This is a genomic window from Candidatus Nesciobacter abundans (assembly GCF_008189525.1).
In the GTDB taxonomy this organism is placed as follows: domain Bacteria; phylum Pseudomonadota; class Alphaproteobacteria; order CAJXXZ01; family 1604HC; genus Nesciobacter; species Nesciobacter abundans.
In genome coordinates, this window is record NZ_CP043314.1 from 495,537 (window position 1) to 519,124 (window position 23,588).

The 23,588-nt window shown below is 31.5% G+C and carries 16 protein-coding genes and 2 tRNA genes; 7 read left to right on the top strand and 11 right to left on the bottom strand.

The window, feature by feature from the left end; all coding sequences use genetic code 11:
• Nucleotides 1–53: 53 nt before the first annotated feature.
• The 8 genes from rpoC to FZC36_RS02250 all read right to left on the bottom strand — a co-directional run bounded on the left by rpoC (nt 54) and on the right by FZC36_RS02250 (nt 11,571).
• Nucleotides 54–8,225: a DNA-directed RNA polymerase subunit beta' gene (gene rpoC / locus FZC36_RS02215; RefSeq protein WP_148972351.1), complete on the bottom strand. Its 8,172-nt coding sequence runs from the start codon at nt 8,223–8,225 to the stop codon at nt 54–56.
• Nucleotides 8,226–8,298: 73 nt separating this feature from the next.
• On the bottom strand, nt 8,299–8,727 hold the full coding sequence (locus FZC36_RS02220) for a ribosomal protein L7/L12 (RefSeq protein ID WP_187440096.1): 429 nt from the start codon (nt 8,725–8,727) through the stop codon (nt 8,299–8,301).
• 87 nt (nt 8,728–8,814) lie between these two features.
• Nucleotides 8,815–9,315 (bottom strand): 50S ribosomal protein L10, encoded by a 501-nt coding sequence (gene rplJ, locus FZC36_RS02225; protein ID WP_148972353.1) that lies wholly within the window; start codon nt 9,313–9,315, stop codon nt 8,815–8,817.
• Nucleotides 9,315–10,019, bottom strand: coding sequence for a 50S ribosomal protein L1 (locus tag FZC36_RS02230; protein WP_148972354.1), 705 nt, complete (start codon nt 10,017–10,019; stop codon nt 9,315–9,317). Before FZC36_RS02230 ends, rplJ begins: the two co-directional genes overlap by 1 nt.
• A 56-nt stretch (nt 10,020–10,075) precedes the next feature.
• Nucleotides 10,076–10,531 (bottom strand): uL11 family ribosomal protein, encoded by a 456-nt coding sequence (locus tag FZC36_RS02235; protein WP_148972355.1) that lies wholly within the window; start codon nt 10,529–10,531, stop codon nt 10,076–10,078.
• 11 nt (nt 10,532–10,542) lie between these two features.
• The gene (gene nusG, locus FZC36_RS02240) at nt 10,543–11,295 is read right to left on the bottom strand and encodes a transcription termination/antitermination protein NusG (RefSeq protein ID WP_148972356.1); all 753 of its coding nucleotides are present in this window, start codon (nt 11,293–11,295) and stop codon (nt 10,543–10,545) included.
• The gene (gene secE / locus FZC36_RS02245) at nt 11,288–11,485 is read right to left on the bottom strand and encodes a preprotein translocase subunit SecE (RefSeq protein ID WP_148972357.1); all 198 of its coding nucleotides are present in this window, start codon (nt 11,483–11,485) and stop codon (nt 11,288–11,290) included. Before secE ends, nusG begins: the two co-directional genes overlap by 8 nt.
• A 13-nt stretch (nt 11,486–11,498) precedes the next feature.
• Nucleotides 11,499–11,571, bottom strand: a tRNA-Trp gene (locus FZC36_RS02250).
• 211 nt (nt 11,572–11,782) lie between these two features.
• Between FZC36_RS02250 and FZC36_RS02255 the strand changes: the two genes are divergently transcribed.
• Genes FZC36_RS02255 through tssK form a run of 3 tightly spaced genes read left to right on the top strand, consistent with a single transcriptional unit; the run spans nt 11,783 to nt 14,176 of the window.
• Nucleotides 11,783–12,244 carry a hypothetical protein gene (locus tag FZC36_RS02255; RefSeq protein ID WP_148972358.1) on the top strand — a complete coding sequence of 154 codons (462 nt, stop codon included), beginning with the start codon at nt 11,783–11,785 and terminating at the stop codon, nt 12,242–12,244.
• Nucleotides 12,241–12,891: a hypothetical protein gene (locus FZC36_RS02260; RefSeq protein WP_148972359.1), complete on the top strand. Its 651-nt coding sequence runs from the start codon at nt 12,241–12,243 to the stop codon at nt 12,889–12,891. Before FZC36_RS02255 ends, FZC36_RS02260 begins: the two co-directional genes overlap by 4 nt.
• Complete coding sequence (gene tssK, locus FZC36_RS02265) at nt 12,878–14,176, top strand: type VI secretion system baseplate subunit TssK (protein ID WP_148972360.1); 1,299 nt, start codon at nt 12,878–12,880, stop codon at nt 14,174–14,176. Before FZC36_RS02260 ends, tssK begins: the two co-directional genes overlap by 14 nt.
• A gap of 198 nt (nt 14,177–14,374) precedes the next feature.
• Here tssK and FZC36_RS02270 read toward each other — a convergent pair whose 3' ends face one another.
• Nucleotides 14,375–15,577 (bottom strand): MFS transporter, encoded by a 1,203-nt coding sequence (locus FZC36_RS02270; protein ID WP_187440097.1) that lies wholly within the window; start codon nt 15,575–15,577, stop codon nt 14,375–14,377.
• 100 nt (nt 15,578–15,677) lie between these two features.
• On the opposite strand from FZC36_RS02270, the gene FZC36_RS02275 reads away from it, so the two are divergent.
• On the top strand, nt 15,678–17,462 hold the full coding sequence (locus FZC36_RS02275) for an ATP-binding cassette domain-containing protein (protein ID WP_148972362.1): 1,785 nt from the start codon (nt 15,678–15,680) through the stop codon (nt 17,460–17,462).
• A gap of 126 nt (nt 17,463–17,588) precedes the next feature.
• Here the strand turns inward: FZC36_RS02275 and FZC36_RS02280 are convergent, their stop codons facing one another.
• Together FZC36_RS02280 and uppS are read right to left on the bottom strand one after the other, a co-directional pair.
• Entirely contained in the window at nt 17,589–18,401 is an 813-nt protein-coding gene (locus FZC36_RS02280; protein ID WP_148972363.1) for a phosphatidate cytidylyltransferase, read from the bottom strand.
• 302 nt (nt 18,402–18,703) lie between these two features.
• Nucleotides 18,704–19,393 (bottom strand): polyprenyl diphosphate synthase, encoded by a 690-nt coding sequence (gene uppS / locus FZC36_RS02285; RefSeq protein WP_281284200.1) that lies wholly within the window; start codon nt 19,391–19,393, stop codon nt 18,704–18,706.
• A gap of 236 nt (nt 19,394–19,629) precedes the next feature.
• On the opposite strand from uppS, the gene FZC36_RS02290 reads away from it, so the two are divergent.
• The 3 genes from FZC36_RS02290 (at nt 19,630) to FZC36_RS02300 (ending at nt 23,475) form a co-directional block, all read left to right on the top strand.
• Nucleotides 19,630–19,701: transfer RNA gene (locus tag FZC36_RS02290), tRNA-Glu, on the top strand.
• Nucleotides 19,702–19,873: 172 nt separating this feature from the next.
• Nucleotides 19,874–21,745 (top strand): hypothetical protein, encoded by a 1,872-nt coding sequence (locus FZC36_RS02295; RefSeq protein WP_148972365.1) that lies wholly within the window; start codon nt 19,874–19,876, stop codon nt 21,743–21,745.
• Nucleotides 21,742–23,475 (top strand): hypothetical protein, encoded by a 1,734-nt coding sequence (locus FZC36_RS02300; RefSeq protein WP_148972366.1) that lies wholly within the window; start codon nt 21,742–21,744, stop codon nt 23,473–23,475. The genes FZC36_RS02295 and FZC36_RS02300 overlap by 4 nt, the downstream gene beginning before the upstream one ends.
• Nucleotides 23,476–23,588 lie beyond the last annotated feature (113 nt).

Genomic DNA, 23,588 nt, shown 5'->3' on the forward strand with positions numbered 1-23,588 from the left:
AAAAACTAAATAAGATTCAATGCAAAGGATAAATAAAATGGACTTTTCAGAATCTAAGCTATCATATCACTTAGAATGCTATTTTCCATGTCATTTTTCCATGAATCTTCTAAGTTCCTAGAAACAGATCCAGTACCTGCAGGAAGCAACTTACCTGTTATCATACTTTCTTTCATACCTCTCAAGAAATCTATTGAGTTATGAAGAGCTGCATCAGTCAAAACTCTAGCAGTATCCTGGAATGAAGCTGCTGCAAAGAATGAGCTAGATTCAGAGATAGATATTTTAGTAATACCTTGCAAGACTCTTCTGAATTTGACTAGCTCTTTTCCTTGATCTATAAGAATGTTATTTACAGAATTCAAAATTCTTATAGAAACATACTCACCTTTCAAGAATGTACTATCCCCAGCATCTTCTACTTCAGCATGGCTTATCATTCTTCTTAGAATAACTTCTATATGCTTGTCATTGATTTCTATACCTTGAGCTCTATAAACCTGTTGGACGTCTTCTATATAGTTAGTAACCATACTTTTCAGCCCTAAGATTTTTAAAGTGTCCTGATGGTGAACTTGTCCGTCTACCAAGATTTCTCCCTTTGAAACAAAATCACCTTCATGAACTATAGTATTTCTATCTTTAGGAACTATGTATTCACTCTCCAGACCTTCCTTAGATTTTACTATAATTCTCTTTTTAGACCTATAATCCTTACCAAACCTTACTTGTCCATCTAATTCGCTCAATATAGCAGTTACTTTAGGTTGCCTTGCTTCGAAAAGTTCTGCAATTCTAGGCAAACCACCTACAATGTCTTGAGCTTTCAATACTTCTTGACTTCTGCTTGATATTACATCACCAGGTTCGACAAAATCTCCATCCTTAACTTGGATAAAGTCATTGACAGCCAATTTATGCTCAAAAACGTTTCCATCAGACTTTAGAACAGGGCTTCCTTTTTCATCTACAAAAATTATAGAAGGAGACATTGCACTTCTTTTGCTCATCTTAGAAAGATCAGATACTAAGTAGGTCTCAGCTCCTGTTGATTCATCGAAAATTGTTTTAAGAGAAACTCCTTCTACCAAATCATTGTATTTAACATAAGCCCTTATTGAAGAAAGGAATGGAGTAGCATATGGGTTCCATTCTGCGACTCTGGTTCCTTTCTTGATTTTATCGTTTTCATTCACAAAAACCTTTGCTCCATAAGATATTTTATGAGATGTTACACCTTTTTTACCTTTAAGCTTCACATAACCATTTCTGTTAGAAACAATCTTGTAATCTTTCTTGTCATAGAACTTAACATTTTCAAAGAAAACTTCAGAATCTTCTTCAGAATCTATTAAAGTCTCTTCAGAAAGGCTTTGAACAGCACCACCTTGGTGGAATGTTCTCATAGTAAGCTGAGTTCCTGGCTCTCCAATAGATTGAGCAGCAACAACACCAGAAGCTTCACCAGCCTGAACTAATGTAAGTTCTGCTAGGTCATAACCATAACATTTTGGACATATTGTACTATTTAGGTTTGCACACAACACAGGTGATCTAATCTCAATTGATTCTACCATTCTATCTTTTATGCTTTCCATGATTTTATCGTCCACAATATCATTTCTATTAGCAAGAATAGATCCATCTTCCAAAATTATATCTCTTGCAAGAGTTCTTCCAAATATTTTTTCTCTTATATATGTAGAAACTTTTTCACCCTTTACAAAGCATTCGACTTTAATGCCTTCTTCGGTACCACAATCTGTTCCCTTTATAATACAATCCTGAGAAACATCTACTAGTCTCCTTGTCAGGTAACCTGCATCAGCTGTTTTAAGAGCAATATCAGAAAGACCTTTTCTAGATCCTTGAGCAGCTCTTACATATTCAGCAGATGTTGCTCCTTCTTTCAAGCTATTTGTAATAGGTATTTCCTGAATACTTCCATCAGAACGAGAAAGTAACCCTCTACCTCCAGTAAGCTGCCTGATCTGTGTGCTGGATCCTCTAGCACCAGAATCCATCATCATGTAAACGGAGTTTAGTACACCATGTAAATCAGGTTTGGACATATGCTTATTCACAAGTTTAGCAATTTTATCTGAGAATAATGACCAAGCACTAATTACTTTGTTGTATCTTTCTCCTTCAGTTATAATACCTTCCATATACTGTGTCTTGTAATCTTCTACCAACTTCTTAGTGTCAGAAACAAGTTTGTTTTTTTCAGGTGGAATAATTAAGTCATCTTTACCAAATGATGACCCTGATAAGGTAGCATGCAAGAAACCTAATCTCATCAAGTTATCCAAAAACTTCACATTAGTCTTATTATCGAAGATCAAATAAATTTGTTGCACTAAATCAGATATATCAGAAGATTTGAAAACTTTATTAATCATAGAGAATTTAATTTTTTCATTCTTAGGCATTATTTCATAAAACTTCATTCTTCCTAAAGTAGTTACAGCCTTTTCTTTTTCTCCATTATTATCAACAACAGTAGTAAAAGGAGAGTTATAAGTTATTATACCTCTTTCCAGAGCATGCTCTGCTTCAGATATATTAGATATTAATAATGACTTATCTTCTTTTTCGTTCATCAAAGTCAAACAGTATATACCCAAAACCATGTCTTTAGATGGCTTGACTATAATTTTACCACTAGAAGGGTTAAGCAGACATTTTGTAGACATCATAAGAACCTTAGCTTCTAATTGAGCTTCTATTGACAAAGGAATATGTATAGCCATTTGATCACCATCAAAATCAGCGTTAAATGCTGAACATACTAATGGATGTAACTTGATTGCTTTACCTTCTACCAAAATAGGGTTAAAAGCCTGAATTCCTAATCTATGCAAGGTTGGCGCTCTATTCAGAAGAACAGGATGTCCTTTAATAACTTCTTCTAAGACATCCCATACCTCAGGTCTTTTATGATCTACCATTGGAGTTGCATCTCTTACAGTAGAAGCGAAACCTATGTATACCAATCTAGCAAGAACAAAAGGCTTGAAAAGCTCAAGTGCCATCTCTTTAGGAAGACCGCATTGATCTAATTTCAAATCAGGTCCGACAACAATAACAGATCTTCCAGAATAGTCTACTCTCTTACCAAGAAGGTTTTGTCTAAATATACCATCTTTACCTTTTAGTACATCAGTCAAAGATTTAAGAACTCTATTACCATTTGCTCCAAGGATAGGCCTGCTTTTTCTACTATTATCTAACAAAGCATCAAAAGATTCCTGTAACATTCGCATTTCATTTTTAATCATAATTTTAGGAGACATTAGGGCAATCAATCTTTGCAATCTTTTGTTTCTATTTATGATTCTTCTGTATAGATCGTTAATATCTGAAGAAGCGAATCTACCACCATCTAATAAGACAAGAGGTCTCAAATCTGGAGGCAACACAGGCAATACTCTAGTAATCATATACTCTGGTCTAGTGTTAGACTTTTGGAAACCTGAGAAGATTTTCAATTTTCTAATCAGTTTCTTTCTTTCATCTTCTTTTACACAATTATTCAACTTCTCTGTTATCAAAGATATTTCATTTTCTATATCTATATTCTTTAATAGAAGCTCAAGTGCTTGAGGTCCTGTTTCTGCAAAGAAGTTTTCATCTCCAGTTTCTTCAGAAGCTCTATGGTATTCTGATTCAGAGAGTATTTGCTTGTAAGAATAAATCGAACTTGCTGGCTCTATTATAATATAACTATCAAATCTCAGTATACTTTCCATATCTTTAACTGATATATCAAGAACTATAGACATTCTGCTAGGAAGTGCTTTTGTAAACCATATATGAGCAACAGGAGCCGCTAATTTTACGTGACCCATTCTCTTTCTTCTCACAGAAGAAGAAGTAACTAATACTCCACAAGAAGGACATGTCAATCCTTGGAATTTTGTTCCTTTGTATTTTCCACATTTACATTCGTAATCAGTAACAGGACCAAAAACTCTTTCAGAGAAAAGTCCATCTTTATGAGGTTTCAAAGTTCTATAGTGAATTGTTTCAGGTTCTAGAATTTCACCACTAGACCAACCTAGAATATCTCTTTCTGAAGCTAAAGATATTCTAAGAGCATCTACACCTTCTATATCTTGTATTCTTTGTGAAAGCAAAGATTCTCCTTGCTTTTCTAAACACTCTACGTTTAAACAAAGTGATCTCAATTGGTAAAGAAGCACTCTAAATGACTCTGGAATTCCTGGAGAATCAAATACTTCTTTTCCATGACTTATGTCTTGGAACACTCTTATTCTGGTTGTTAAATCATCAGATTTGGATGTCAAACATTCTCTAGCTATATATGCAGCACCATAACCTTGCAGTGCCCATACCTCCATTTCACCAAATCTCTGACCACCGAAATTAGATTTTCCACCTAAAGGTTGTTGAGTAATAAGGCTGTAAGGCCCTACTGATCTAGCATGTATCTTTGAGTCTACAAAGTGATGCAATTGCATTATATGCATTACTCCTACAGTAATTTTTCTCTGGAAAGGAAGACCTGTATATCCATCATACAAAACTTCTTTACCTGAAGGATCACAATCTGCCAATTTCAACATATTAGAAATATCTACATCTTTTGCTCCATCAAATGCAGGAGAAGAAAATGGAACACCTTTTCTTAGATTTCTAGCGAAATCCATAAACTCTTCATCATTTTTTGATTTAACAATTTTAGATTCTTGCTCTTTGTTGTAAACTTTATCAACAAAATTTCTCAAGTCAGATATAGATAGTTTTCCTTCATTATATCCACTTAACATTTTGTTTATCTTTTTACCCAAATTCAAAGCTGCCCAACCTAAGTGAGTCTCAAAAATCTGACCTAAGTTCATTCTAGATGAAATACCAAGAGAACTAAACAGAAGCTCAACAGGCTCACCATCTTTTGTGAAAGGCATATCTTCTAAGTTCATAACTCTAGAAACAACACCTTTGTTACCGTGTCTTCCACAAATCTTATCACCAGGTTGAAGTTTTCTTTTCACAGCAATAAATACTTGAACAGAAACTCTTACTCCAGCAGGAAGGTCATCACCTTCTTTTATTTTCTTTATCTCTTTATCTGCTTTTTTATCTATAAATTTAATTTTATTTTCATATTCTTGCAAAATATTTTCTATTTCAGGAACATTAGTAGAAGCCAAATCAAGTAAAGAAACTTCTTTGTTCAAAATGTGTTTAAGAATATCACCTAATACTAAGTTCTTAGAATCTATTTCTATTTCTTTCTTCTTACACTTTGCTTTCAAAGCTTTGGAAGCAGAAATTTTTACATTACTATAATCAGACAACTTACTAACATAAGAGCTACCAATTATATTAATTTGCTCACTCTTCTCTTCTAGTATTTTCTGTATACTTTCTTCTTCTATGAAAGTTGCTCTTTCATTTTTATCTACACCTTTTCTGGTGAATATTCTTACATCAACAACTGTTCCAGAGACTCCAGGCGGTACTTTTAGGGAGCTATCTATAACATCAGAAGCTTTATCTCCAAAAAGAGCTTTCAGCAATCTTTCTGTTGCGTTGAAGTTACCCTCTGCTTTTGGAGTTATCCTACCTACAAGAACATCTCCATGTGAAACCTTAGCTCCAATATTTACGATACCACTTTCATCTAAATGTCTTAAAAATTCATCACTAATTTTAGGCACATCTCTTGTAACTTGCTCTAATCCTTGCTTAATCTCTTTTGCAGATATTTCATATTTCTCTATATGGAATGAAGAAAAGTCATTAGCAAGCTTTGAGGATATAAGAACAGCATCTTCATAGTTACCACCTCTCCAAGAAAGAAAAGCAACTTTTACGTTCTTACCCAAAGAAAGCTCACCATTTCTCATAGAAGGACCATCAGCCATAATTTGACCTTTTTCTACACTATCACCAACATCAACTAAACAAGTTTGGTTAATACAAGTAGAATCATTTGTTCTTTCAAATTTTCTAAGATTATAAGTATTAACATCTCCATCATCAGCTTTAACAAATATAGATGAAGCATCAACTTTCATAACTGTTCCAGGCTTAACAGAAACCATACCAGCTCCAGAATCTCTTACTACTATACCCTCAATACCTGTTCCTACCAAAGGAGTATCCGGCCTTATAAGAGGAACAGCCTGTCTTTGCATGTTTGCACCCATCAAAGCTCTTCCAGCATCGTTATGTTCTATAAACGGAATCAATGAAGAAGCTACAGATATAATCTGCTTTGGAGAAACATCTATGTAATCTATTTCTTCAGGAGAAACAACAACATATTCATTGTTCTTTCTACAGCTAACGAGGTTAGATTTAAAAGTTCCATCTTCTTTAAGGATAGATCTATCTGCATGAGCTATAATATGTTTTTTATCATCAATTGAAGATAAGTATTCTATATTTTTCTGTATAATTCCATTTTTAACTGGATAATAAGGAGTTGAAATAAATCCATATTCATTTACTTTACTAAATATAGTTAGAGAGCTAATCAAACCAAGATTAGGCCCTTCAGGTGTTTCTACAGCACAAATTCTTCCGTAATGTGTAGGGTGCAAATCTCTAACTTCAAGCCAAGCTTTTTCTTTAGAAAAACCACCTGGTCCAAATGAGGACAATCTTCTTTTATGGCTTATTTCTGAAAGTGGGTTAGTTTGATCCATAAATTGAGAAAGTGGAGATGTACAGAAAAATTCCTTTATTACTCCAGTAAATGATTTAGAGTTCAAAACAAAATCAGAAGGCATAGCTGTTTCCATATCTACAGAACCAAATCTATCTTTAATTGATTTTGCAAATCTACCCAGAGCTATTCTGCATTGATTTTCTACTAATTCTCCTACAGATCTTACTCTTCTATTTTCAAGACTATCTATATCATCTACAGATCCTTTGCCATTTTTAAGCTCTATCAACATTTTAATAGACTTCAATATATCTACTTTTGTTAAGGTAAGCTTATTTATATCTATATCTAGCCCTAGCCTGCTATTAAGTTTTACACGCCCTACTTCAGAAAGAGTGTAATAGTTAGGATCTGAAAATAAAGATCTGTACAAAGAGTATACAACATCCATTCTAGGTCTTTCACCAGGTCTTATTGTGTTGTATATCACAACCATAGCTTCATCTCTGCTAGAACATGGATGAGCAATAATACTGTCTATCAAAAAAGATGTTTGAGAAAAATGATCTACTAATACACCTTCAAACTCTGCAAAATTGTAATCATAAAAAGAAACTAAGGAGTCAGATGCCTTTATAGAACCTTCTTCACATTTCATATCATGTGCAAAATAAATATCTGGAAGAGATTCTTTATTAAACCAATATGATTTCACATTCTCTAATGCTTTCAGCTTCATTTTTGTTATTTTTGATCCAGCAGGAACAATAACTTCTTTAGTATCAAAATCTATAAGATCAAAAGAAAGCTTAAGTCCTTGATAAATAGATGCATTTAAGAAAGCTTCAACTCCATTTTCATGCTTCACAAACTTAGAAACATTATAGAATTCATAAATTATATCAGAAACTGACATTCCTGTAGAATCAGAGCCTGTATCGCCTCCTGATAAAGACATTAAAAATACAGAAAGAGGTATTTTTTTATTTTTATCTATTCTAACGTTTATTATATCATTGTGATCGAACTCTATATCTATCCAAGAACCTCTGTAAGGTATAATTCTAACAGAGTGTATTGACCTTCCAGTTTTATTGTCTATGTCCAAGAAAACTCCTGGAGATCTATGAACCTGAGAAACTACAACTCTTTCTGATCCATTGATTACAAATGTTCCAGATTTTGTCATAAAAGGCATTTCACCAATACAAACACTTTGTTCTCTTAAATCTTTTACTTTTAATCCATCTGATTCAGGATCAAAAATAGCCAATCTAAGGAAAATACTTATAACACCACCATAAGTCAATCCTTTTATTTTTGCTTCTTCTTCAGTGTAAATAGAATCTGATATTCCATATTGGACAAATTCTAGCTTCAAAGTTTTTGAAGAATTAAATATAGGAAAAAACTCACTAAAAACGGATTGCAATCCTTTGTTTTTTCTTCTTTCAGGAAGAACATTAAGTTGCAAAAACTTATCATAAGATTCTTTCTGCAATTGTATAAGATCTGGTACTTTCAGATCACGTTCACTTATGTTAGCGAAAGATTTACGAAGAAAATTATTGCCATTGCTCATGTATTTTTATTTAGCTCCTCTAATGAATTAAGAAAATAAGAATAGATTTTTATAAAAAATATCTATAAAAAAATTAGACTAAGGAAACCTTAGCGCCTTCTGCTTCTAGAGCAGCTTTGTGCTTGTTAGCATCATCCTTAGGGAAGGTACCTAAAGAAGCTGGAAGATCCTTAACTAATCCCATAATTTCTCCAAGACCAAGGCTTGCATTAATGGACTTAATTGCTTTAATCACTTTAGCTTTCTTGTCAGCAGGAAATTCATTCAACTTTAGTTCAAAGTCTTTCTTTTCCTCTTTAGCTTCTCCAGAATTTTCTGAATCTGCAGCCTGAGCTTGTACTTGAGCTACAGGAGCATCACTAACGCCCCAAGCTTCTTTAAGCTCTGTTACAATGTCTGCACTTTCTTTCAATGTAAGAGAGTTTAAAATCTCAAGAATAGTACCTTTCTTTTCTTCAGAATCTAATCCTGAGAAAGAATTTAAAATGTCTTTTTTGTTCACAAAAATCCTCCAAATTATTTTATCTAACACAAAAGTAACAAAAAATTAACTTTTTTTCTATAGCAAAAGCAAGAAAAAAACAAAAAATCAGCCTTTTTTAATCTTTTCTGACAAGATTCTAACTATAGAAGACTGTAAACTTGACATACAACGCACCATTCCGGAACAAGAAGAAGAAATTGCACCTACTAAAGTAGCCTGCAATGCATTCTTTGTTTTGTATTTAGAAATAGCACTTATCCCAGCTTTATCGAAAACATCACCTTGAATCAAAGCTGCCTTTACATTCACAGAATCACTGCTCTTAGATGCTTTAATCACCTTGCACATAGATTCTATCGGATCTGACTTTCCATATACTAAGAAATTAGATTTCTTCATAAAAGAAGAAAACTCCTCATTTTCTATTGCAATTTTAGCCAAAGAGTTTTTTACAAATTTTATCTCAACTCCATCTCCTAGCTCATGCTTAATTTCATCTAAATCAGATATAGAAACACAGCTTTGTTCAGTAAGAATCAAAAAATCGTTCTCAAGCTTTATCTTTTTAATATCATCAATCAGCTTTTTCTTAATAGAAGTATTCATTACACAATTCCTTTTAGAGAGTTTTTATCAATTTCAACTGATGGACTCATTGTAGTTTTAACAAAGATAGAGTTTAAACTATCCATACCTTTTGGCAAACTTTCCAAAACCTTTTCACATAAAGCAGTAAAATTCTCCACTAAAGAATCTGTTCCTAAACTAATTTTACCTATTCCAGCATGTAGATTTCCTTGAGCATCAGCTCCAGTGAATATTATACCTTTGATTGCAGATTTTACTAAAGAATCCAAATCTTGCGAAATTGTTCCTAGCTTTACATTAGGCATCTTTCCTTTAGGTCCTAAGATTCTGCTTAATTTCTTAGCGTATTTCATTCCTTCAACAGAAGATAAACAAATATCACAGTCAATCTTACCAGATTTAAAATCTTCTACTAACTGATCATTTCCTAAATAGTCTGCCCCAGAATCCTTTATATTTTCAATTTCAGAATCTGATCCAAAAACAGCAATTGTTTTCTTTTTCCCTGTACCTTTAGGTGCAGGAATTGCAACCTTAAATGGTTGGTTTGCCTTCTTAGGATCTTTCTTCAAGTTAAAAGAAACATCTACAGACTCTTCAAACTTCGCAAACTTTAAATCTTTAATTAAATCTAAAGCTTCTTTCAAAGAAACAGATTCAACTTTTTTATCCTCAAGTATTTTTTTTAACTTAGAACCAGCATTATTAATATTTTTACCCATAAACTCCTCATTTTATTAAATAAGTACAGCATTTAAGATTAGCTGTAATTAACCTTTTAATTGTAAATTACTTTAATTCCTGCAGACCTAGCAGACCCAGCTATAATTTTTTTTGCTGAATCTATGCTATGAAAACTGACGTATTGCATTTTCTTCTTAGCAACTTCTTCTAGCTGCGCTTCAGTGATTTCAGCAACAAAGTCACCTCTTCCAGGCTTATCAGACCCCTTGCTTAGATTTATTTCTTGCTTAATAAGGTCAGTAACGCTAGGCCCTAAAGACTGCACTTCGAACTTATCTCCATTCAAATAAATTCTAAATGGAACTTTTTCTGCATTGGAAATCTTTTTTCCAATTTCATTAATCTTGTCCACTATAGCCTTCATGTTTTTAACTTTATGTTGACTTAAAACAGCTCCAACATTACCAGGAGTAACTTTACCCCCTGTTGGCAAATTAATATTTATAACAACTCCAAATTTAGATTTGTTAATTCTTTTATTTGCAGACATAACTTTTCTAATTACCTTTCAATCTTTTTCACATCAGAGAACCCGACTCTAGCATAAATACATCTTCCAAACATGCTTATTGCAATTTTCAGTTCTTCACCAGGCTCATCTTCATGAATTTCTTCCACAATACCATTAAGACCATTAAATTTAGCTGCAGATATAATCACAGGGTCTCCAATAGAATATGAATGCTTTTTAGACAAAAAGCAATCTTCTTCTTTTCTGTTTTTAATCTTTTCTATATCGTCATTACTTAGAGTTTCTTGCAATATAGATGGCTTTATTTTAGAGTCTAAACTCTGCAATATATTTTTTAACCTACCAATGTGCATAGTTTCTACAAAGATGTATCCAGGATACATAACCTTGTCCAAAACCTTCTCATTTCCAAGTTTATCCCAAGCTGTTTCTTTTACCATAGGAAGAAAAACTTCTCCGAAGTTATCATCTCCATTAACGATATTTCTTATTTTTATAGAAAAAGTATTCTCTCTACCAGAGGGAACATTAACAGCGTACCACTTAAGAGCAACTTCGTCTTCATATGTATAATATATTCCAGGAAATTTTTTCAAAGCAGATGCAAAAATTTTAGAAAAATTAGTTTTGGTAGTATTTTTTACCATCACTTCCTTTTCTTGAATTTCCAACAAAAAATCCTCGACTTTTAATTCTTTCAATTTTGTTTCTAAAAATTTATATAGTTTTGAAAGATGAGTTTCACCAGGATCGAATGCAAATTTTATAACAAAATTAAACATAGACACCTAATATCCAACGTACTATCTTTGAAAAACCTGAATCTATAGAATAGAAAATCACAGCAATTAATGATGCAAAAATCACTACATAAAAGAAATTAAAAATAACTTCAGAAATTTTTGGAAAAGTAAAATGTTTTGATTCTGATTTTATCTTAGAAAAAAAGTCATAAATAGAAGAAAATTTCACAAAAACCTTTCCGCAGGAGTGAAGGGACTCGAACCCATAACCGTCGGTTTTGGAGACCGATACTCTACCAATTGAGCTACACTCCTCCAACTAGCCTAATTATCCTATAACATAAATTCTTAAACTTCAATCCAAAGCATTGCATACAGATCAAAAAATTAAATGCATATACCCTCAATGAACTAGATTGGAAATCACTAAAAAACAGGAAAAAGTAAATAAAAATAAAAGAACCTATCGTTTTATTTACCTTTTTTAAACCTTTTTATCTGTATAAAACTCACAGAAAAGGCAATCATGAACAAAGAACTAATAGAAACAATAAAAAACAATATAGGAAACAAAATAGATTCAAATAAATGCACAAAAAAAGGCGTAAAACTTTCTAATGCACTGATTTTCGTTTCTGTGCTTGCAATATCTAGCTTTGCTTTAGGTCAGTACTATGCATCTTTACTTTTTAAAAAAACAGAGATGAGTTCCTATAAAGATCAAAACTTAGAAAGCGAGATACAAACAAGTCAAAACAATAAAAAACAAAAATATGAAGTAAGGCTAGGAAAATTTGCTAATGAAATTGATGCAAAAGATTTCTCTACTAAATTTGGAATATTATCTCCTATAGTTTCAAAAGATAAAGATGGAGCTTATGTAGTAAAAGTCAAAGGCACGCATACAATAAAAGAAGCAATTTCTACAGCAAATGCAATAAAGAAAGAAATGAAGATTTTAGCAAGCATTGCAGAGACTATTCAATGAACGTAAAGAACTGTAACAAATGTATAAATGAGAAAAACAACAAACAAACTAGCCTAATTAGAAGTTATGCAATTTGCAAAAAGATCTTCTCATCAATGTATAAAACTATTATGCATTCTTCAAGTAAAGCTTATAAAGTATCTACAGCTTTCATTGTTTTGTTTTTATTATCTGGATGTGAAAAATACAACTACGCAGAAAATTCACTACAAGCAGTAAGATTTTTTTGTAATAGCGAAATGAATTCAGGCACTGCTATAGTCGTAGACATACTTCAAGTGTCTGACAATGCTTTGTTCGATAAACTAAAAGAAATGAAATCTATAGACTATTTCTCTCAAAGGAAAAGTATTTTACAAACAAACATAAATGAAATAAAACTATGGTCTTTTGAACCAATTTCAGGGAACTGGACAGATCAATTCTTATTGAAAGGAACTTCTTGTAAAAGTTCGGGATTACTAGTTTTCATGAATTATAAAAACAGCTCCGAAAAAAATAGCTTCTCAATACCATTAGATTATAAAAGTATAGATATAAAAATGGGAGAAAAATCAATTATAGAGTTTTCTGAATCTCAAAAAAGCGATGAACAAGTAAAGAGAGATCCAGAATCAATAGAGAGGATAAAAAATGATAGTATCTAAGTTCAAGTTCACACCATACAAAGTGCAATGGTACGAGGGAATGCCACTATCTCCTCATCACTTTCAGCAATCAGATCTCACAAATGAAAAGATGATGGGGTATTTAATATCTAAAACATCTCCTTATCATTGGGGGTTAATAGATATGGAGGTAGATAGCTCGAAAATAACTGAAGGAATAATATCTATAAATACAATTGAGGCAATAATGCCTGATAGGTCAATAATATTCTATCCTATTCATGATCAAGAAACTCTACATATAAAATTAGAAGAGGAAGATTTCAAAACAAGTAATGATCTAGACATTTTCTTAGTAAAACCTGAATCAAGGAACACTTATGATTCTCAGACTGTATCTCAAGGATATGAATCAGTAACTGAAAAAGATGTTTTAGATCAAAACAATGAAGATCATCCTGCTTGTATTTTAAAATTGAAACCAAAATATCAGTTAGCAATAGGAGAAATTCCTAATAAGCATATTGGGATCCAAATAATGAAAATAAAAAATGGTATATCTGGAATACAAATCGCAGAGTTTGACCCACCTTGTATAAATATATCTAAAACAAAAAATACTACATCAAAGATACAGGAACTAATCAAAGTATTAAGGAAGAAAACTTATTACATGCAAAATAACCTAAAACTAAACTCTGATAACAATGCAGAAGTAATGCACTCTATTTTCATGCAGGGAATAATACCTTTAGATCATATTTTAAATTCTAACTATGCACACCCTTATACATTATTCACCTCTTTGATAAATTTACTTGCCCATATATCTGGATTGGATAAGACTATATTACTACAAGATATCCCTAAGTATAATCATAAAAATATCTTCAAAAGCTTCAAGCCATTGTTTAAGTTTATAAATAGTATTTTGGATTCAATTAAAGAGCCATATTCATTGAAGCAGTTCATAAACAAGGATGGAATCTTCTTTATAGACTTGCCCAAAGAAACAGGAAACGCACTGTTTGTTTTAGTAAAAGATTATTCAATGAATTTCTCTGAAACAATGCAGTGGATAGAAAACGCAGTAATATCAACTCAGAGCATGCTAGAAGAAGCTCTAGAAACAAGAGTTCTTGGATTAAAAAGGGAATATGAAAAAACACAAGAAGATAGTCATGTGATTATAAAAATAAATACAGACGATAGGTTTTTCGTAAAGGGAGAAAAGCTTTGTATATATAATAGATCTGCTGATAAAAAACCATCAGAAATTTCTATAGTATCTTTCGCTAACTCATCTAATGAACTTCCGAAGTAGAGAAATATACTAGCTATTCATTTGAGTTAAGTAATTATATTTTTGCGAGCGCACTATAAATACCCTGTTAAAATGATTATTAATACAATGATAATCGAAATACATCTTAGTAATAGAGAGAATTTCAGATAAACTTTAAAGCTTTATAAGTTTATTTATTAGACAAACAAGCATTATATAAAAGAATAAAGTAAGCTATTAATCTTCGTAATCGATTGTTGGGCTTTTCTTAGCAAAATAAACACCCAGCATTCCTAGGAAAGCACAAAAAGACATCCATAGAGATGGGGCAAAATAGTTAAGTTGTGAAAATTTTGTACACAAATAAGGAGTTGCAGATCCAACTATTGATGTTCCAATTCCGTAACACAAAGATATATATCTATATCTATATTTTGGAGGAAATAGCTGAAAAGTTAAATTATGAGATGGTCCTACAAATATTCCTAATAAACATACTGTAATCATTTGACTTAAAATTATATAACCGTATGAAATTAGCAGTAAACAAGGAAATGCTAATATAAGCAAAGCTAGCACTGAGAAAAACATAACTTTTTTGATATCAAAGTAATCAGTTAGTATTCCTGACACAACAACTACGGCAGCATAAAATACAAAAAACAATGTTTGATAGTATAGAATTTGATTTCCATAAGACTGTTTCAAAAAGTTAAAACAATACACCATGGAATAGTAATACATACCACCAATACCAGCGCCTATTCCTATGACAGACAAATATGGATACCAACTTCTAGGAGAATAATTTTGTTTTGCTGTTTTCTTAAAACCTTCTCCTTCTATAATCATTGCTCTAGCAAGCATTCCTACAAATCCAATGCTTCCACCTATAATAAATGCCCATCTCCATCCATTTGGCTGAAAAATAGGTTTAGAAATCACATAATTAGCTAAAGATGCCAATGCCATTCCAAAAACAACAAATGCCCAAGAAACACCACTGGCTAACCCTGCTCTTTTTTCTCCAAAATGTTCAATTAAGAAAATAGCAGAACCATTTAAGTCTCCACCAGCACTCATAGCCTGTAAAACTCTAAAAATCAAAAGTAAAATTACAGTAGAGAATCCTATGTATTGATAAGATGGAAGGAGCCCTATTCCCATAGAAGCAAACGAAATCAACACAATTGATAAAAAGAGTGCTTTTTTTCTACCAAAAACATCTCCAATGTAACCCATTGCCATTGCGCCCAAAGGTCTAAATAAAGCAGCTATAAGCATTAACGCGTAACCAAACTCAGCACTATCTCCAAAGTGCCCACCAAACAAATTTGCAGAAATAACAGGAATCATGTAAGTAAAAAGCATGTAATCGTAATATTCAAGCATAGATCCCGAAAGGGTCCAAAAGGAAGAATATATTTTTTTTATGTCCATTAAAGAGATACTAAGTGAGTTTGACTCAAAACACAAGAAATTCATCAAACACAGCCTAATAAACCTTCAAATATTAGACCTTAAATGAGACTATTACTGTATGCGCTTATTTCAAAATAGTTTAAGAGAAGGTAAGAAAAACACGAAAGAAAAAAGCAATCTAAAAGAAACATCATTTACAAATCACAGGATATTCTTAAAAATATCATTAGAAAATATTAGAAAATTCTGGCTAAGATCTTTATTCTTGTTTTTAGCACTATTCGCAAATGGGATTTTAAGTGGATTATTTGTCAAACTCATTAAAGATTTACTTCAAAATCAAAATAAAGAAGTTATCTTTTTATTAGTAATCAGAAGTTACCAGAATATATCAATTGGTCACATAAAAAATATAATCTTATACCCAATACTTAACTCAATTATTATGGATTCAAAAACATATTCCTTAGAATCATTTCTAAACAGGAGCTCCAACAAAAGCACAAAAGATCAACTAGGAAAACAAGAAAGAATATCGAGCAATATTTACAGTGTTATTAATGTGTACACATCAGCTTTTGTAACAATTATATCTCTAATAGTGCAAGTAAAATTAATGTATAAAACAAATTCAGCTTACATTTTGTTTTTAGGATTATTTATTTATTATGCTGCATTTTTAAAAACTGTAAAAACATGGTCTTCTGTTTTATCTTCAGCTTACAAGGCTTCAGATGATGTTTCATACAGCTCTTTATCTGCCATGGAATACAAGCGTAATTTTGAAGGAAATACCAAGCTTTTTGACTCAGAAATCAAAAAGAAAATGTCTAAAGAAAATAAAATCTACATACTAAAAAATAAATATATAAGATATAAATCAATTATACTTAATATAGAGCCTTATGTATTTTTGCTTTTATGGATTAAATTCATAAGCAGTACATCAACCACTAAAGAAATCATAGCATATTCAACTTCTGGAGTGTTCTTAATAGAAACTTGTATCAGACTTGCAAATCAAGGAAGGTTTGCTTTTCAGCTTATGAGGAGCTTTAATCTTGCCGAGAACTCACTTAGCAAGAAAAAAGAAGAACTTGTAATTAAATCTATATACCTAAATAGAGTCAGCATAGAAAAAGAAAAGACATTAATTTTAAAGGATTTTAATTTGGAAATTCCAAATAATTCCTGGATAGTAGTATCAGGATCAAATGGATCAGGCAAAACAACATTATGTGAAATAATCTCTGGTCAGCTTTTGCCTACAAGTGGAGAAATCATAGCAGATATAGAAACAAGTGGAATAGAAAAAAATATATCAAAAGATAAAGGTAACGATCAAGGCAAAATAAAGCTAAATAATGAAAATAAATATTTATGGTCATCTAACTTTATTATAAAAGAAGGTAAGCTTAAGCTTTTTGACTCAGAAAAAAAATTATTAAAACAAAGCGAAATCATAAACCTGCATTTTAGTAGTTTATTGGATAACAGTAGCTTTTTAGATAAAAAGAAATATAGCACAGGAGAGGAAAATTTCCTAAGCATAGTTTCATCTATATTTAATACAAATAATTTATATAAACCAAAAGCATTACAAAATATACAAAAACCAAACATGCAAAATAAAGAGAACACTAAAGTTCAGAGAAAACCTAATATACAGGCTTACCATAATAACGCTAATCATGAGCCAAGCTCAAGCAAATCTACAATACAAACTAAGCACATGATAATTCTTGATGAATGTTTGGAGTTTTTGGATGAGAATTTAGCAAAGGAAGTAATAAAATTTTTAATGCTACATTACAATTCTGGAATAATTATATCAAGGAGATTTGAAAAAATGCTTTCTTCAGAGCTTGGGTTCAAAAAAGTAACTTTACACAAAGATATGTAGTTAATAACATATAGAAATTCTAATAAGCAAAATCATATATCAGAATGGATGTACAAAATCTCTAATATGAATACATAGCAAAACAAGAAGCATAGAATATAAACAAATGCTTAGATTATGAAAATATTAAGTAAAACACCTTAAAATACTCATAACAATAGCTATTGCAAACACGCTATCCATTCTATCCCATAATCCACCGTGTCCTGGAAATATATTTGAGAAATCTTTTATACTTAATTTCCTCTTTATAAATGAAACAGAAATATCACCTGCTTGCCCTACTAAACCTACAAGACATGATAAAGCAATTTTTGCACAAGGGGAAAATTCATTAATCTTTCTGAAATAACTCTCAACGTAAATCAATTTATTGAAAGATTTCAAATCAACCAGCAAGAAAAAGACCCAAGCACCAAACATAGTTCCTATCAATCCTGATATAGTTTTAGACGGACTTATTTTTGTAAGTTTAGGTCCTTTAAATATCTTTCCAAATATATATCCAAATGTATCACTTAATGAGGCCAAAAACACATGAATGAAATAAGAGTTTGCTACAAAAAATGATCCAAGGGAGCTATATACAAACAAATATAAAGAAATACATATTTTCTGAGTCACAGAGACCTTAGATTTAAAAACTTGCACCAAATGCTCAGCGTTTAAGACAAAAAGAAGAATAAGAAAAACAATCAAAGGAGTAAGTACTACTACATTATATTTGAATAAAATCACCTTCCATGTTTCGGGTGGAATCTCTCCAAAAAGATCTAGACACTTAGTTTGTATATTTTTTATATCTTTATAATAAAATGCAACTCTGTTTAAAGAAATCCAAAATGCTGAATAAAAAACAGAAGTAAAAACCCTAGAAAAAAAGTTAGAATTCATATTTATAGAAAAAAGATTTTTCTTTTTATTTGTTTCTAATGACATACTGACCTACTTTCGCAAGAATTATCACATCTGTAATTCATTCTTACAAGATCAATTGATTAGAGGCTTAACATCTTACCAACCATAATAACCCATAATACATAAAGCTCTAGACAGAAATCCGACATATTAATGTAATGAAGCACTATATAAACAATCATTGAATTAAGAAAAAAATACTAACCTAGATTTTATATTATATGTTATTTGAATTGTGAAAATAACATAAACCAAAGCTAAACTAATGTAATCTGAACTAAACAAGTACAATTAATATGAGTAATCAGAAATTGTGCTGAATCTTAGGATCCTAAGTTTTTTCTTATACTGCTACACTTAGAAATTATTTTCTCAAAATCTTTTATCCCAAAATCTGGCCATAACTTTTCTTCGAAGAAAAACTCAGTATAAGAGAAGTTCCATAACAAAAAGTCACTTATTCTTTTTCCTCCACCTGTTCTTATGCATATATCTGGATCATTTGAAAATGGACTAACTTCTGAAGAAAAACAAGATTCTGTCATATCAATAGAACTCTTTCCAGATTTAATATGTTTATAGAAAGAGCTCTTACAAGCCTCCAATATAGCCTTTCTACCAGAATAATTAATAGCTATATACAACTTCATTCCTGTATTGTTTTTCGTCTTTCTTTCTATATCAATCACTTCTTCATAAACGAAATCTGGTAAATTTTTCAAATCTCCTATAAATTTACACCTGATATTCATAGATGCACACTCTTCTATCAAAAGAGATGAGTACTTACTTGCAAGCTTCATAATCTTGTATATTTCTTTTATTGATCTATTCCAATTATCAGAAGAAAAAGTAAAAAAGCTTATTTCATCTATTTTCCCTGAGCAGTACTTTATTATTTCCATCATGTTTAGGAGACCCATTTCATGTCCAGAAGCTTTTTTCTCAGATATAGATGCTCTTTCCCATCTTCGGTTTCCATCCATAATAAAAGACACATGATTAAGTTTCATCAAATATAAGTATAATTAAAAATCTCCAAGTTAGGTAGTTTTTTGAATTTTTATAAGCACTTTAAATAATATGCTCTGCAAAAAATCTCCTCATAGTATAAGCTATCCAAATTAACTTAATAGCTTAACTTCTATCAAGCGTAAAATTAATATAAGTGTAAAAAATCTGTAATACTTAGCTCAAGACCACCAAAATACCTAGAATAAATTAAAAAAGCGCATATAATCAATCTCATGCTTCCTTCGTCTAGCGGTTAGGACACTGCCCTCTCATGGCAGAAACAGGGGTTCGATTCCCCTAGGAAGTGTTTTACAATTAATTTTACATAACACGTACATAAAAAAGTAGAAATTTAAATTAAAATATAATTACATTTCAGTTTTATTTTAAATCAATTTATATTTAATTTAATCTTATTATGAACTAATTTATCAATATTTATTTTTCATTAATATACATTTGAGTTATAATATCACTCTATGAAATCTATTAATTTCTTATTATTGTGTCTTTGCGCAAATCTAACAAATCCTATTAATTGCTCTGGAATAGGATCTGAAATGCCTGGGCTGCAGCAATCTACAAGAGATCCTAGTTCTGAAACAAGCGCCAGTTCTATATCAGGCAGAGCTGCTGGAATAGAATTAGAAAGCAGTGAATTCAAAGCAAAAAAACTTTTAGAAGCAAATGAATCTAAAGTTATTTTTGATGGAAAAATCTTTAGATTAGAAATAGATACAGCAGATGGCAGGTTTGCATCAGTTACAGGTGGTGCCCCAAGCTATGATCTAGAGTTGCTTACAGTAGGAGGGTTAAATGAATTACAGTCTTCTGCGTTAGGTAAATTTTTTACAAATTTCTTCAAAGCACTGACAGAGATAGTAACAGATCATGGAAAAAGTTTAGACAAAAACACAAAAACTTTTGAAATTAATCCAGAAACATTTCAAGCAGTATCACAAAAAGCTCTTGAATCAGGTAGTTTTACTGAGGCAGAAAAAGAATTAATAGAAAGAACACTCAAAGATTCAAGTGAATCAGGAGAATCAAAGTTTAAAACCAAAGCCAATGTTCTGTATCAAGAGCCTACAAAAGGCTCCCTAAACACAGAAGCAAATCTACAAATGTCACTTTCATTTCCAATGGAACAATTTTTAGGGATACTAAACAAAGATCTGTCTCAAAACATTGAACAAAGAATCAGAGAACAAGTAGTCAAAACAGAGGATTTAGAAAATATTAGTGATAGATTAAAGCTTATGAATTTAAATCCCCTTGTAGTCAATCCATTCGCAGTTGCAAATAGCGAATTAAAAACACTAGATGATACAGGGGCAGCAGCATTCGTAAACAGAGCAAATGCTTTTAAAACCTTATTTACTAAAAAGGACGAACTATCTTTGGATGAAAAGATTAAGAAACTTAACGAAGATATAAAATCTTTGGAAAAAGAACAAGAAAGTTTCATGAAAAAGAATAATTTTGATAAATACGATGAAAAGGGTGCAGAAATCACTGAAGCTAGAAAAGCGCTAGAAAGTCTAAGCACTGAAACTGATCCAAGGGAAGATCTACTGAAGCAATCAGCATTACTATCTGAGCAAGATATAGATTCTAGTGCACCAATAAAAGATAAAATCAAATCAATTATTAATAAAACAGGATTTTCTATAGAGTCAAGTAAAAAAATACAAGAATTTATTGCTCAGCCATTGACAGTATCTGAAGACATATTTAAACAATCTAACAATCCAGCCGATAATCTCTTTGCCTTATTTTCACTTTATGTAAGCGATCTATTTTTAGCACTTCCTAGAGAATCAAAAGAAATAGGGCCTAAAAGCATGATTGCAGTCATGTCTAGAATGCCATTTTCGGATATGTATAGATCTCTAAATGAAACAGACAAGGATAAGTTCCAAGACCTATACACAAAGCATTTTGCTAAATTTGGGGGACTTCTAATAAATCCTTACAATCTAGGAAAAGATGCGTCAGAAGCTAATCTGATATCTAGCAACAAACTAATAACTTTGGATACGTGGTTTGACTCAATCATAACAAAGCCGATAGTTTGGGCTGCTGATGGACCATATGTAAATAACAACGTCATAGATATTCTACACCCTCCAGCAGATTTATATCCTGGATATGGTATGGGAGCTATAAGACCTGAAGAAGGAAATGGCTTACAAGGCAAAGCTCTTGTAGAAATCAGAACTGTACATGATAGGGTTAGTAAAATATGGGAAGCCTATAGTCACCAAGTAAAAGATTTGGACATCTCAGAAAAGATGATATCATTGGTGTTGAAGGGGTTTTTCGGAACCACAGCAGAAGGAGATCAATGACCAAGAGAGTAAGTTTGAATAGCATTTACAATATCGCCAAGCATTTAATGTTTGGGTTAGTTTTCACAAATATCCAGAATATAAAATGTGGAGATGATACTGATAGATTCTGCAAATCACTTTCAACAGCAGCTCAATGTGGAAGAGTTGTAGAATTTGCACAAATGTCAGAATACGATCAAAGAATATACACTAAGATGTCTTCCAGAATTGGATTTAGCAAATATAGCAAAGAGGCTTGCAAATCTAGCTTCCTAGGATTAAAAAGAGAAACAACAGATTCAGGATTAAATGAAGAAAATGTTTGCAAAACATTAAGATTTCTAATAGATGAAGTAAAAGTAGATTCTAGGTTTGCGCTTAAAGATGGAGAAAAAAGGAAGCAATTCGAAAGCAGCTCAAGTGAGCCTGAGGACGTGTCAGATTTAGCTGCAGATGAATTATTGAGAAAGTACCAAGAATCAGAACCACATGAAAGATCTGATATGAAAAAACGATATCTTATATATAAATACTTAGAAGCATACAAGCTTCATATAAGAAAAAACAGGGATTTTAGGGACTCAGACCACAAAGATTTGACAACAATATTCAGAAATATGGATCTTTCTATTCAAAGACACATGACCTCTCTATCCGTTTGTGCCAAGGAAGCAAATGAAAAGCAAACTTTACTTACATTAGAGAAAATGAATACTTCTGTTCAAGAAAGATTGAATAAGTTTCTTAGAAATTACTTTACAGAAAGTTTAGAAGCATTTAAAGAAAATATCGAAAAAAACAAGAATATTGGCTCAGAACTTAAACTTTTAGATGAAAGATACAAAGTAGATCTTGAAAATATAGAATATATTGAAAGCACTAAACAGGTTATTAAAAACCTTGAGATACAAATAAATACCTCTGAACACAGAAAGACCTATGCAATTCTTAAAGCTAACTTTCTTACTTTTAGAAAAAGTCTTGAGAAGCTTCCAACACTTAAAGATAAGCTTGAATTTAATAGTGAAATGGATCTTGAAAGCATTATAGACCTTAAGAAAGAATTGAGCTCAAAGATCGAGCTTAACTTACTAGACTACTCCGCAAAACTTTCAGAAATGTATACACATAAATGGACAGCGCAAATTTTTCTAAAAGGGTTGGAATCTAAAGAAAAGAAAGATGAATACACATTGGATCTTTTCAAAGATTGGGAAGAAAAATTCTGGAACATGATTAACTCTAAACAATCAGAAAAAAATGAAGATTCAAGATCCAACAAGAGAACATCAACATATAAAAACAATACATTATTAAATATGTTTCAAAACTCTAATGAACCCTCAAGCAGCTCTACAGAAGAATCTCCAAAATCTAAACCTTTGGTCAAATTAAGCTTAAAAGCGGAAAATGAAGCAATTTTAAAATCTTATAAATCACTTAAAGAAGCAAATGTGAAATTAGAAACAACTAATAAAATTCTGGATATATATTTCATGCTTCATTCTAGAAATGACTCAGAAGATGCAAGCGATGGAAAAGAAATGACCACAAGCTTAGAACAAAAAACATATTCTTCTAGCGACATAAAATCAGAGAGCATGCCAAAAGCAAGCACAGATGAAGCAAAAATTACAATTGAAGATTTATTAAATGAATTAGATCTTTTGGATATAAAGTTTGAAGGAAAGAAATACGTACAAAATTACGCAGCATTGGCAGCAAACTACGCAAAAGTATATCCTTGAATCATATGAACTGTTAACAAACTTCCCTGTATCTCATAAAGACTGCCCTAGCTTATATTTACTGATACTAATTATTGTAAAATTCAACCACCCTTATATAATTTTAAATCCAC

Bases quoted from the DNA above. Each gene is read 5' to 3' on its own strand.
- FZC36_RS02300 (WP_148972366.1), top strand. From the start codon at position 21,742: ATGACCAAGAGAGTAAGTTTGAATAGCATTTACAATATCGCCAAGCAT.
- FZC36_RS02255 (WP_148972358.1), top strand. From the start codon at position 11,783: ATGAACAAAGAACTAATAGAAACAATAAAAAACAATATAGGAAACAAA.
- FZC36_RS02260 (WP_148972359.1), top strand. From the start codon at position 12,241: ATGAACGTAAAGAACTGTAACAAATGTATAAATGAGAAAAACAACAAA.
- FZC36_RS02235 (WP_148972355.1), bottom strand. From the start codon at position 10,531: ATGTCTGCAAATAAAAGAATTAACAAATCTAAATTTGGAGTTGTTATA.
- nusG (WP_148972356.1), bottom strand. From the start codon at position 11,295: ATGTTTAATTTTGTTATAAAATTTGCATTCGATCCTGGTGAAACTCAT.
- rplJ (WP_148972353.1), bottom strand. From the start codon at position 9,315: ATGAATACTTCTATTAAGAAAAAGCTGATTGATGATATTAAAAAGATA.
- FZC36_RS02230 (WP_148972354.1), bottom strand. From the start codon at position 10,019: ATGGGTAAAAATATTAATAATGCTGGTTCTAAGTTAAAAAAAATACTT.
- tssK (WP_148972360.1), top strand. From the start codon at position 12,878: ATGATAGTATCTAAGTTCAAGTTCACACCATACAAAGTGCAATGGTAC.
- FZC36_RS02295 (WP_148972365.1), top strand. From the start codon at position 19,874: ATGAAATCTATTAATTTCTTATTATTGTGTCTTTGCGCAAATCTAACA.
- rpoC (WP_148972351.1), bottom strand. From the start codon at position 8,225: ATGAGCAATGGCAATAATTTTCTTCGTAAATCTTTCGCTAACATAAGT.
- FZC36_RS02270 (WP_187440097.1), bottom strand. From the start codon at position 15,577: ATGGACATAAAAAAAATATATTCTTCCTTTTGGACCCTTTCGGGATCT.
- uppS (WP_281284200.1), bottom strand. From the start codon at position 19,393: ATGAAACTTAATCATGTGTCTTTTATTATGGATGGAAACCGAAGATGG.
- FZC36_RS02275 (WP_148972362.1), top strand. From the start codon at position 15,678: ATGCGCTTATTTCAAAATAGTTTAAGAGAAGGTAAGAAAAACACGAAA.
- FZC36_RS02280 (WP_148972363.1), bottom strand. From the start codon at position 18,401: ATGTCATTAGAAACAAATAAAAAGAAAAATCTTTTTTCTATAAATATG.